The 11090-nt window shown below is 63.0% G+C and carries 8 protein-coding genes, 1 tRNA gene and 1 pseudogene; 7 read left to right on the plus strand and 3 right to left on the minus strand.

The features are described 5' to 3' along the window. Nucleotides 1-442: 442 nt before the first annotated feature. The gene (locus ACSQ24_RS01220; RefSeq protein ID WP_436092926.1) at nucleotides 443-1261 is read right to left on the minus strand and encodes a DUF4886 domain-containing protein; all 819 of its coding nucleotides are present in this window, start codon (nucleotides 1259-1261) and stop codon (nucleotides 443-445) included. A 470-nt stretch (nucleotides 1262-1731) separates the two neighbouring features. Between ACSQ24_RS01220 and ACSQ24_RS01225 the strand changes: the two genes are divergently transcribed. From ACSQ24_RS01225 to ACSQ24_RS01255, 7 genes and pseudogenes are all read left to right on the plus strand, one after another. Beyond that, nucleotides 1732-2853: an efflux RND transporter periplasmic adaptor subunit gene (locus ACSQ24_RS01225; RefSeq protein WP_436097802.1), complete on the plus strand. Its 1122-nt coding sequence runs from the start codon at nucleotides 1732-1734 to the stop codon at nucleotides 2851-2853. After that, nucleotides 2850-5963: an efflux RND transporter permease subunit gene (locus ACSQ24_RS01230; RefSeq protein ID WP_436092927.1), complete on the plus strand. Its 3114-nt coding sequence runs from the start codon at nucleotides 2850-2852 to the stop codon at nucleotides 5961-5963. The genes ACSQ24_RS01225 and ACSQ24_RS01230 overlap by 4 nt, the downstream gene beginning before the upstream one ends. 153 nt (nucleotides 5964-6116) lie before the next feature. Next, on the plus strand, nucleotides 6117-6722 hold the full coding sequence (locus ACSQ24_RS01235; protein ID WP_436092928.1) for a TetR/AcrR family transcriptional regulator: 606 nt from the start codon (nucleotides 6117-6119) through the stop codon (nucleotides 6720-6722). 89 nt (nucleotides 6723-6811) lie between these two features. Beyond that, nucleotides 6812-8026 carry a multidrug effflux MFS transporter gene (locus tag ACSQ24_RS01240; protein ID WP_436092929.1) on the plus strand — a complete coding sequence of 405 codons (1215 nt, stop codon included), beginning with the start codon at nucleotides 6812-6814 and terminating at the stop codon, nucleotides 8024-8026. A gap of 2 nt (nucleotides 8027-8028) precedes the next feature. Beyond that, nucleotides 8029-9324: a beta-ketoacyl-ACP synthase II gene (gene fabF, locus ACSQ24_RS01245; protein ID WP_436092930.1), complete on the plus strand. Its 1296-nt coding sequence runs from the start codon at nucleotides 8029-8031 to the stop codon at nucleotides 9322-9324. 67 nt (nucleotides 9325-9391) lie between these two features. Beyond that, the gene (locus tag ACSQ24_RS01250; protein ID WP_436092931.1) at nucleotides 9392-10207 is read left to right on the plus strand and encodes an oxidoreductase; all 816 of its coding nucleotides are present in this window, start codon (nucleotides 9392-9394) and stop codon (nucleotides 10205-10207) included. A gap of 168 nt (nucleotides 10208-10375) precedes the next feature. Further along, nucleotides 10376-10441 (plus strand): annotated as a pseudogene (locus ACSQ24_RS01255) (hypothetical protein); the annotation flags it as partial. A gap of 55 nt (nucleotides 10442-10496) precedes the next feature. Here the strand turns inward: ACSQ24_RS01255 and ACSQ24_RS01260 are convergent. Next, nucleotides 10497-10625 carry a hypothetical protein gene (locus ACSQ24_RS01260; RefSeq protein ID WP_436097803.1) on the minus strand — a complete coding sequence of 43 codons (129 nt, stop codon included), beginning with the start codon at nucleotides 10623-10625 and terminating at the stop codon, nucleotides 10497-10499. 321 nt (nucleotides 10626-10946) lie between these two features. Further along, nucleotides 10947-11023, minus strand: a tRNA-Arg gene (locus ACSQ24_RS01265). Nucleotides 11024-11090 lie beyond the last annotated feature (67 nt).

Here is an 11090-nt window from a genome sequence, read left to right on the forward strand (position 1 = left end):
CCATTTAATGGCGCGTGTCAGACATCATGCGGCGGCTGCTCTTGGTCGACTGTGTTGAAAAAGTCCGGCTCGCCCAAGGCTGCAGTTGCGATAGCGGCTGGCGGAGAAGATCATTCTTTCAATTATCAAAAAGTGGTCCTTGGCGACCGGAAGTTTCCATCACGAGGGATGGAATTTCTGCGTTCGGACCAGCCGAGCCCGCCCCAAGTATTGCGGCGGACTTTTTCAACACAATCGGCCCATTGCTGACCTCAGGAACGTCTGCTTCCGGGCGCCGCGGTTATCGGCTGAAAGACCTAGGTCGGCTTCATGGCCGAGACTTTCGGCCCGTTGCTTCCGCGTATATTTTGCTCACTGATCCCGACGATCTCGCGTTCAAGTGAGCCGGATGCGGCGAGGTAGGGGTTACATCACGATCCAAGAAGCAACCTGAGATTGATGATCAAGGCGCCAAATAGTCGTTGACGGTCTCCCAAGCAACCGTCTGCAGATATTTGGCAACTTCTCCGTCGAAATCGGCTGTATAACTGAGACCGACCGGGTTTTTCTTGAATATTGCCGCATAGGTAGTCAGGGCGGCCAGATAGGTTCCCGCCATGGTCGGGTGCCGCTTGTCAGCAGTGTACAGACGGATATCGGGGCGCTCTTTGACGGCCCTGGCGAATGCCAACCCCGCAGGAATAACAAGAGCTTTGTTTTCATTTCCAATGCGGGTGTAGGCTTCGGAGAGCTGCTCCGTCATCTCCGGCTTGTCCAGGTAACCCCAGGACATGAAGAAAACTGGCTCAGCGCCATTTTTCCTGACCGTTTCTGCGTGTTTCTTTGCGTATTCATAGAATATGCCCTTCAAGTCCGAATGCACGGGGCATTGGCTGCAATCCATCATGATCGCCAGGTCGAACAGGCGGCTCGGTTTATTGAATGTCACGACATTGTTGGCGTCGATCGTGTAGCGACCAACCGCATCAGGGCGGAAGTGGGATCCAACATCGTGCCAATCAAAGCCGGAACCGCTGATCGTCACCAGCGCCGTGCGCAGTTTGTATTTCGGATCGGCCGAGGCAAGAATACGGGAAACCATCCCGCTTATGCCATTGTTGAAATAAAAGAAACTATTCCCAAGATAGATGATCGATTCCGGCTTCTCGATTCCCGTGCTTAGAACCGTAGGTTTCGTCTGTGATGAAGCCGCCGTGCTTGCAAGCGCGAGAACGGAAAATCCAAAAAATGCTTGTCTCAGGAAACGCTTAATCCGCTTCATCATGACCCCCTATTGAAACAATGCCCGGTGAACAATTCCGGATCGAATTTTTGCCTGTCAATGCGCCAAGTCCGTTCGGCGCGAACCGGGATAGATTTCATAGTATATCTATCCAAGGCAACGACTTTTTTGGCGTCCGGGCCGTATCGCGGCCGCGGCACAGACCTGCCCGCCGGCCTGCCTACCCGATGCAGCGCGCCCTGCTGTGCAGCCATCGCCATCAAGATGAATGCCGGCTTCCGCAGCATCGGCTTTGCCGGACTGAGCCAGGGGCGCCACGAGTGAGGTGGCGCTGCGGTTCGCCGAGATCTCCAGGCGAATGCCCTGCGCCGCCCGGCCAGCGCCAGCCTCACCAGCCGCCCCTCAAATCGAAATCAGAATTAGATTGCGTTCGACTTTTAAATCGCTTATAGAGTTCGAACGAAATCTAATTGGCGCGGCACCGCGCTTTCCTTCGAGGATCATCGGTCATGGGGCGCAGACGGATTCTACTCATTGGCGCGGCTGTGCTGTCGGCTTCCGGCATCGCAGCGTTCGCATTCGTTTCGCTAGGCCACAAGGGCACTGCCTCGGCCGCCGCGGATTCCCGCACGGCCCCGCAACTGGTCAAGGTCGCGCTCGCCTCGAGCGTTGAAGGCATCGAGAGGTCCTTCACCGGCACGATCGCCGCGCGGATCCAAAGCAATGTCGGCTTCCGCGTGCCGGGCAAGATCGTCGAGCGGCTGGTCGATGTCGGCCAGCAAGTCAAGGCGGGACAGCCGCTGATGCGCATCGACGATACGGATTTGCGCTTGGCCCTCACCGCCAGGCGCAATGCCGTGGCCGCTGCCCGCGCCGTCGTCGTCCAGGCCAGCGCCGACGAGAAGCGCTATGCCACTTTGGTCAAGAACGGTCTGGCGGCGACCCCACAACGCTACGAACAGGCAAAGGCGACGCTGGATACGGTGGAAGCGCAGCTGGCCTCCGCGCAAGCGCAAGCGGACGTTGCCGAGAACGAAGCGACGTATTCGACGCTGACAGCCGGCGCAGACGGCACGGTGGTCGCAGCCATGGGCGAGCCTGGCCAGGTCGTCTCGGCAGGGCAGACGGTGGTTCAACTGGCGCATGCAGGGCCTCGCGAGGCCGTGGTCGGCTTTCCCGAAACAATCCGTCCTGCTCTTGGATCGCAGGCCGAGGCAAGCGTCTACGGAAGCCGCCAGCTGCGCGGCACGGCCCGCCTGCGGCAGATCTCCGATGCCGCCGATGCCCAGACGCGCACCTATGAGGCGCGTTACGTGCTCGATGGTGACGCCGCTTCTGCGCCGCTCGGCTCGACGGTGACGATCAGGATCACCAACGGCGACAGGCCTTCGGAAGTCGTCGTGCCGATCGGCGCGGTGCTGGATGATGGCAGTCGGACCGGGATCTGGGCCGTCGATCGCAGCTCTTCGACCGTTCGCTTCATTCCCATCCAGATCAGGCGCCTCGGCGGAGAGACCGCCTTCGTCAGCGGCGTCGAGATCGGTCAGGAGATCGTGGCTCTGGGAGCTCATCTTCTGACGGATGGCGCCACCATCCGCACGGCAGTTCAGACGCAGGCGGCGAACCGATGAACTTCAATCTTTCTGCGATCGCGGTTCGCGAGCGAGCCGTCACCCTGTTCTTCATCATTCTGCTGGCGGCCGCGGGCCTCTACGCGTTCGTCAAGCTGGGACGGGCGGAGGATCCGTCCTTCACGATCAAGAGCCTGACGGTCACCGTCGCATGGCCCGGCGCGACCGCCCGCGAGATGCAGGACCTTGTCTCCGAACCACTCGAGAAGCGCATCCAGGAACTGACATATTACGATCGCGTCGAGACCATCGCGCGTCCCGGCTTCGCCTTCCTCACAATCACGTTGAAGGACAGCACGCCTCCGTCGGCCGTCGAACAGGAGTTCTACCAGGCCCGCAAGAAATTGGGGGACGAGGCCCGCAACTTGCCTCCAGGCGTGCTCGGTCCCTTCGTCAACGACGAATTCTCCGATGTGAGCTTCGGACTCTATGCGCTCAAGGCCAAGGGCATGCCGATGCGCGAACTGGCGCGTCAGGCCGAGGTCATCCGTCAGGACCTTCTGCATGTGTCCGGCGTCAAGAAGATCAACATTCTCGGCGAGCGGCCTGAACAGATCTTCGTCGAGTTCTCCTATGCCAAGCTCGCGACCCTCGGCGTGTCCGCACGCGACATCGCCAGCGCGCTGCAACGCCAGAATGCCGTCACCCCGGCGGGCTCCATCGACACGCGCGGTCCGCAGGTCTTCATCCGGTTTGACGGCGCCTATGATAGCATCCAGGCGATCGCCGACACGCCGATCGTCGCAGGCGGACGCACGCTGAAACTGTCCGATGTCGCGGATGTCCGCCGCGGCTATCAGGACCCGGAGACCTACATCATCCGCCATGACGGCGAACCCGCCATCATGCTCGGCGCGGTGATGCAGCAGGGCTGGAATGGGCTCGAGCTCGGCAAAGCCCTCGAAGCGCGATCGAGCGCGATCGCCGAGAGACTTCCGCTTGGCATGACGCTCGCCAAGGTCAGCGACCAGGCCGTCAACATCGAAGCCGCGGTCAGCGAGTTCATGCTGAAATTCGCGATGGCGCTCGGCGTGGTGCTGTTCGTGAGCTTGGTCGCCCTGGGCTGGCGTGTCGGCATCGTCGTCGCGCTCGCGGTGCCGCTCACCCTTGCCGTCGTCTTCCTCATCATGCTGGAAACCGGCCGCTTCTTCGACCGCATCACGCTCGGCGCGCTGATCCTGGCGCTGGGCCTGCTGGTCGATGACGCCATCATCGCCATCGAGGTGATGGTGGTGAAGATGGAAGAAGGCATGGACCGGATCAAGGCGGCTGCCTACGCCTGGAGCCACACGGCGGCGCCGATGTTTTCGGGCACGTTGGTGACGATCATCGGCCTGATGCCGGTCGGCTTCGCGAGTTCGAGCGCCGGCGAATATGCAGGCAACATCTTCTGGGTCGTCGGTTTCGCGCTGATCGTCTCGTGGATCGTCGCGGTGGTCTTCACCCCCTATCTCGGCGTCAAGATGCTGCCGGAGATCAAGCCGGTCGAGGGTGGCCATCACGCCATTTACAACACGCCGAACTATCGGCGCCTGAGGCGCGTCATCAAGTTCACCGTGCGCCACAAATTCGTCACCTGCGCGGTGGTCGTCATCGCAATGGGTCTTTCCGGCCTCGGCATGGGCGCTGTGAAGCAGCAGTTCTTCCCGACATCCGATCGTCCGGAGGTGCTGGGCGAGGTCCGCATGCCGGAAGGCACCAGCATTGAAACGACGACGGCCGCCGTCGCAAAAGTCGAACGTTGGATGAAGGATCAGGCCGAGGCGAAGATCGTCACGAGCTATATCGGCCAGGGCGCCCCTCGCTTCTTCTTCGCCATGGCGCCGGAACTGCCGGACCCGGCCTTTGCCAAGATCGTCGTGCTGACCGCGAATGCCGAAGCGCGCGAGACGCTGAAGCATCGGCTGCGCGATGCCATATCGGAGGGCCTCGCGCCCGAGGCCTTCATCCGCGTCACGCAGCTCGTGTTCGGGCCCTACACGCCCTTCCCCGTCGAGTTCCGCATCATGGGACCCGATCCGGAGCAATTGTACCAAATCTCCGAGAAAGCCCTCGGCCTGATGAAAAGCGTCGCCGATGTCCGGCAGGCCAACCGGGACTGGGGCAATCGTTCGCCCGTGCTGCGTTACATTCCCGATCAGGACAGGCTCAATCTGATCGGTCTGTCACCGGCGGAGGCGGGCCAGCAGATGCAGATGCTGGTCAGCGGTATCCCGGTGACGCAGGTTCGCGAAAACATTCGCAACGTGCCGGTCGTCGCACGCAGTGCTGGCGAGAACCGTCTGGATCCCGCGCGGCTGGCCGATTTCTCGCTGATGAGCCGCGATGGCCGCCAGGTGCCGCTCGATCAGATCGGCCGCTCCGAGATCCGGTTCGAGGAACCGATTCTCAAACGTCGCGATCGCACGCCCATCATCACGATCCGCTCCGACATCAACGAAGCGACGCAACCCCCGGAAGTCTCGAAGCAGGTCATGAAAGCCCTGCAACCGCTGATCGCGTCGCTCCCGGTCGGCTATCGCATCGAAATGGCCGGGAATATCGAGGAATCGATCAAGGCCAACGAAGCGCTCGCCAAGATCTTCCCGGTGATGATCGCCGCCATGCTGATCGTCATCATCCTCCAGGTACGCAGCCTCTCGACGATGACCATGGTCATGTTGACGGCACCGCTCGGGCTTGCCGGGGTGGTTCCGATGCTGATCGCTTTCGATCAGCCGTTCGGCTTCAACGCCATTCTCGGCCTGATCGGACTGGCGGGCATCCTGATGCGCAACACGCTGATCCTGACCGAGCAGATCCAGGAAAACCAGGCGGCCGGGCTCGACGATTATCACGCCGTGATCGAGGCGACGGTGCAGCGGACGCGGCCAGTCATCCTGACCGCGTTGGCAGCAGTCCTGGCCTTCATTCCCCTCACCCATTCGGTGTTCTGGGGATCGATGGCCTACACGCTGATCGGCGGCACGGCGGCGGGTACCGTTCTCATCCTGCTCTTTCTGCCGGCGCTTTATGCCACGTGGTTCCGGATCAAGCCCACTGCGGATGAAGCTCCCGAGCCGCAGAAGCAGGCCGAATTCACCCTGAGAACGGCTCATGCGGCGGAGTAGGTTGCGGCGCGAAGAGCGCAGCTGAAGCCGGGCACGATGGCTTGGCGTCGATGGTGGAGAAACGAGGCCGGCGGTTTCGTGAGCCGCAGGCCTTGGTTTTTGCATTCGGCCGCCAATATAGATGTTGAATGAACTCTAATTTAGGAGGTTCCCATGCGCGTCACCCGCCAGAAGGCTGAGGAAAATCGGCAGACGGTCATCGATGTGGCAAGCCGGCTTTTCAGGGAGCATGGCTATGACGGCATCGGGCTGAAGGATCTGATGGCCGGCGCCGGGCTGACGCAGGGCGCATTCTACAAACAGTTCGCCTCCAAAGACGACCTGGCGGTGCAGGCGTCCCGGCGGGCTCTCGAGAGCGGCTTGAGCCAATGGTCGGCCGCTGCCGCGTCCAACCCTCAAAATCCTTTGTCGGCGGTGATCGACTTCTATCTCAGCATGGGTCACCGCGCCGAGACGATGGATGGCTGCCCGGTCGTTGCGCTCGGGTCGGATGCGGCCAGGCAAGGTCCTGACGTGAAGGCGTCATTCGAAGCCGGAATCGAACAATATCTTGAAATGATGGGTGGCTGGGTCGGCAAGGCCGAGGGCAACGAGCCGGATAGCAAGGCCATGGCGCTTCTCTCGACCATGGTCGGTGCCTTGCTCATCTCGCGCGTCGTCAATGATGAGCAGATGGCAAAGGAGTTCCTGCAGGCGGCTGCCGAAAGCGTGCTGTCACAGTCGCCTGCGGGCGACCTACAGCCGGGACGGCGCCGATGACGATGTCATCGGCCGCGGCGCCCAGCGCAATTGTTGCAATCGCTGAGCCCGAGCAGGAAGCCGCAAAGAGCGCGCCTGCAGGGCGCCGCGTGACGGGAGGAATTCTGTTCCTGCTCGCGGGCCTCGCCGCGCTCGGCGCACTCGCCACGAACATCATCCTACCGGCCTTCTCGCAGATTGGTGCCGACCTTGCGATCTCCTCGCCGGAACTCGGCCTCCTGCTGAGCAGCTTCTTCATCGCGTTTGCGCTCGGACAGCTTTTCGTGGGGCCGCTTGCGGACCGCTTCGGCCGCAAGCCGCTTGTACTCGGCGGTCTGGTCGTGTTCGCCGCAGGCAGCGCCGTTTGCGCCCTTGCGGGCGATCTATCCGCGCTGGTGCTGGGCCGGATCGTTCAGGCGCTCGGGGCTTGCGCCGCGTCGGTCCTCGCACGCGCCATCGCCCGCGACCTGTTCGAGGGCGAGGCGTTGGGCCGGGCTCTGGCACTGACCATGATCGCCGGCGCGGCTGCGCCTGGATTTTCGCCATTGCTCGGCAGCATTCTGTCCGGCCTGTTCGGCTGGCGGGTCAGTTTCATCGTTGTCGCGATCTTCGGCGTCGCGCTCGCCTGGCACTATGTCGGCCGCGTCGGCGAGACCCACCCTGTCGAGCGTCGGACGCCACTGGCGTTCTCATCGGTGGTATCCACATACCGGAATCTTGCCGCCGATCGGCGATTCCTGCTGCCGGCCCTCGCGGTAAGCCTGGTCATCGGCGGGCTTTACAGTTTCTTCGCGGCCGCGCCGGGCGTGCTGATGAATGCTCTGGGTCTGAGCGCCATCCAGCTCGGCCTGTCTTTCGCGGCGACGGTTCTGATCGTCTTCGCCGCGGGGTTTCTCGCGCCGCGCCTGGCACGGCGCCATGGCGATCGCGCGGTCGGCCTGGCGGGCCTCGTCATCGCGCTCGCTGGCGGCCTTGCCATGTTCGGCTTCGCCGCATCGCCGAACTTCGCGACCTTCACCATGGCGATCGCCCTCTATCTGTTCGGCATGGGGTTGATCAATCCGCTGGGCACGGCGATCGCGCTTCATCACTTCGGACGGCAGGCCGGGTCGGCCTCCTCGCTGCTCGGCTTCCTGCAGATGGGCTGTGCCGCCATTGGCGCATCCTTCGCCAGCGTCTTACCGCTGTCGCCGCCTGCTTCTCTCGCGGTCGTCCTGACCGCGGCTGCGGTCCTGGCGATCGCGGCCTTCCTTCCCGTCTTCCTGCGCCGGAGCCGGAGGGCGCCCAGCGGCTTTGCCGGCGCGCCGGAATCGACTGGAGGCTAAAGATGAGACGGATTGTTGTCACAGGCCTGGGCGCGGTGACGCCGCTGGCCGCCGGCGTCACGCCGAGCTGGGCGCGCCTGCTGAAGGGTCGCTCGGGCCTGCGCAGGCTCCCCGACGAGGTTGTCGGCGATTTGCCGGCAAAAGTCGGAGGGGTCGTTCCCTCCCTCGTCGAGGACCCGGAGGCGGGCTTCGATCCCGATGCCGTCCTGGCTCCAAAGGATCAGCGCAAGGTCGACAGGTTCATCATCCTCGCGCTGGCGGCGGCAGACGAGGCGCTGGCGCAGGCAAACTGGAAGCCTGGCTCGGATTTTGAGCAACGCCGCACGGCCACCATCATCGCCTCGGGCATCGGCGGGTTCCCTGCCATAACCGAGGCCGTGCGCACCGTGGACACGCGAGGCGTGCGCCGCCTATCACCGTTCACGGTGCCCTCCTTCCTGGTCAACCTTGCCGCCGGGCAGGTTTCGATCCGCCACGGGTTCAAGGGCCCGCTCGGGGCGCCGGTGACAGCGTGCGCCGCGGGTATCCAGGCGATCGGGGATGCCGCCCGCCTTATCCGCTCGGGCGAAGCCGATATCGCGCTGTGCGGCGGCTCCGAAGCCTGCATGAACATCGTCAGCCTCGGCGGATTTGCCGCCGCACGTTCACTGTCCACCGGCTTCAACGACCGGCCTGCCGAGGCTTCACGCCCGTTCGACACGGCAAGGGACGGTTTCGTGATGGGCGAAGGCGCCGGGGTGCTGGTGATCGAGGAACTGGGTCACGCGCTGGCGCGCGGCGCCACACCGCTCGCCGAACTCGTCGGCTACGGCACGACCGCGGATGCGCACCACGTCACCTCGGGCCCCGAGGATGGCAGCGGCGCGCGCCGCGCCATGGAGATCGCGATCGCCCAGGCGGGCATTGCCCCGGGCGAGATTGGCCACCTCAATGCGCATGCGACGTCGACGCCGGTTGGCGACCTCGGCGAACTGGCTGCCATCAGGACCCTGTTCGGCTCGGATCGCACTATTGCCGTCAGCGCGACGAAGTCGGCGACGGGCCATCTTCTGGGCGCAGCCGGCGGGCTTGGAGCCATCTTCGCGATCCTTGCGCTCCGGCATCAGGTCGCTCCGCCGACGCTCAACCTGACAGCTCCCGATCCGGCCGGTGACGGGATCGACTTCGTCGCGAACGAGGCCCGACCGATCGTGACGGACTACGCCATCGCCAATGGCTTCGGCTTTGGCGGCGTGAATGCCAGCGTGCTGTTCCGGCGCTGGTCGGACGCAGCGGCGACTGGCGAAGGCAACCCTTGACGCACGCAACCCGCGCAGGCTCGCAGCGCTTCGTCACTAATCCAACCGAAACAAAGAGATGAATGTCATGAACACGAAGAATCCTGGCGTGGCCCTGGTCACCGGCGCATCCTCCGGCATCGGCCGCGTGACGGCCAAAGCGCTGCAGGACGCGGGGTATCGCGTCTTCGGGACCAGCCGCCGGGCCGCTTCGGAGAGCGTCGAAGGCATCACCATGCTGGCTTGCGACGTGACCGATGATGAATCCGTGGCGAAGCTTGTCAATGACGTGGTGGCCAGGACCGGCCGCATCGACCTGCTCGTCAACAATGCCGGTATCGGGCTGCTCGGCGGTGCAGAGGAGTCCTCGATCGAGCAGGCCCAGGCGCTGTTCGATGTCAACGTCTTCGGCGTTTTGCGTGTGACCAACGCGGTTCTGCCGGTGATGCGCCTTCAACGGCAGGGTAGGATCGTCAATCTGAGCTCTGTGCTGGGGCTGATCCCGGCTCCCTATTCGGCGCTCTATGCCGCCACCAAGCACGCCATCGAAGGCTATTCTGAATCGCTCGACCACGAGTTGCGCTCGCTTGGCATCCGCGTCGTCCTGGTCGAGCCGGCCTATACCCGGACCGCATTCGAGGAAAACCAAATCAGGCCGGACCGGTCGCTGGACGTCTATGACGCCGCGCGGGACGGCATGAACACGATCATGCGGACAGCGATCGAGGCAGGCGATGCGCCGGAAGTCGTAGCGAAGACGATCCTCGAAGCTGCGACCGCTTCTGCTCCGAAAAGGCGCTATGCGGCGGGAAAAATGGCTCGCCAGGTCAGTTTGCTGCGCCGCTTCGTCCCCGCATCCGCGTTCGACAAGAGCTTGCGAAAGCAGAACGGGTTGCCGGCCTAACTCGCCACCGTGCGTCGAAGCGATATATTGTTGCCGCTCTCTCGTCGGCCAATTCCCGCTCAATGCGCACGGCTGTCCGGTTTAAATTTCTAGACGTTGTGCATGGCGTTGATTCTACTGGTTTCCAAGCACTTGCCGGTGTTTTGGACACGAGACGGGATCGACGCCATGCGGCATCAGAATAGCGTTTTCCACGGGCTTCTGAAGCATGTTCCCTGGTCGGTCTTCGATAAACTGGTGGATGAGCACGGCTCGGACGCACGGGTGCGGCGGCTGACGACGAAGAGCCTCAGGCCCGCCAGCCCATCGAAGAAGGCCTCGAAGACGCCCGCCTTGCCAAGCCGGTCGAAGCGCTTCTCCACACCGTGTTCCAGTTCCCGAACCGCTCGGGCAGCGCTCGCCAGCGCACGTTCTCCACCGTGAAGAAATGCAGCGCTTCGAGAAACAGCCGGTCGTCCGCCGCCTTGCGCCCCCGGCGCGGCAGTCAGGCCCGGAACACCGTCAACGTGATCGCCCAGTCGTCTTCATCCATCCGAGTCGACATCGCTTCCGACCTCCAAATCCGTCGGAAACCCATGAATCACATCCGATTCCCCGCTGGAATCCTCAAACAGATCATTGCGGCAATTCGTCCACACGGCCTAGTGGCAAAGCGAGCCCCACTGCTTACGGGCGCCTTGCCTCGCGCAAACGCAACTCGCCCAGGTTGCATCTAATTCATTGAAACACATAGGAAAATTGGCGCGCCCGACACGATTCGAACGTGTGACCTTTGCCTTCGGAGGGCAACGCTCTATCCAGCTGAGCTACGGGCGCAATCCGTGGAGGCTGGATAGCTGATCCCAGCCGCTTCGGCAACGAGGGAATTTGCGGGGCGACTCTG

The organism is Allobosea sp. LjRoot237 (assembly GCF_964253285.1).
GTDB lineage: Bacteria > Pseudomonadota > Alphaproteobacteria > Rhizobiales > Beijerinckiaceae > Allobosea.

Coding starts and splice junctions, on each gene's coding strand:
- ACSQ24_RS01220 (WP_436092926.1), bottom strand. CDS start 1,261: ATGAAGCGGATTAAGCGTTTCCTGAGACAAGCATTTTTTGGATTTTCC.
- ACSQ24_RS01235 (WP_436092928.1), top strand. CDS start 6,117: ATGCGCGTCACCCGCCAGAAGGCTGAGGAAAATCGGCAGACGGTCATC.
- ACSQ24_RS01250 (WP_436092931.1), top strand. CDS start 9,392: ATGAACACGAAGAATCCTGGCGTGGCCCTGGTCACCGGCGCATCCTCC.
- fabF (WP_436092930.1), top strand. CDS start 8,029: ATGAGACGGATTGTTGTCACAGGCCTGGGCGCGGTGACGCCGCTGGCC.
- ACSQ24_RS01225 (WP_436097802.1), top strand. CDS start 1,732: ATGGGGCGCAGACGGATTCTACTCATTGGCGCGGCTGTGCTGTCGGCT.
- ACSQ24_RS01230 (WP_436092927.1), top strand. CDS start 2,850: ATGAACTTCAATCTTTCTGCGATCGCGGTTCGCGAGCGAGCCGTCACC.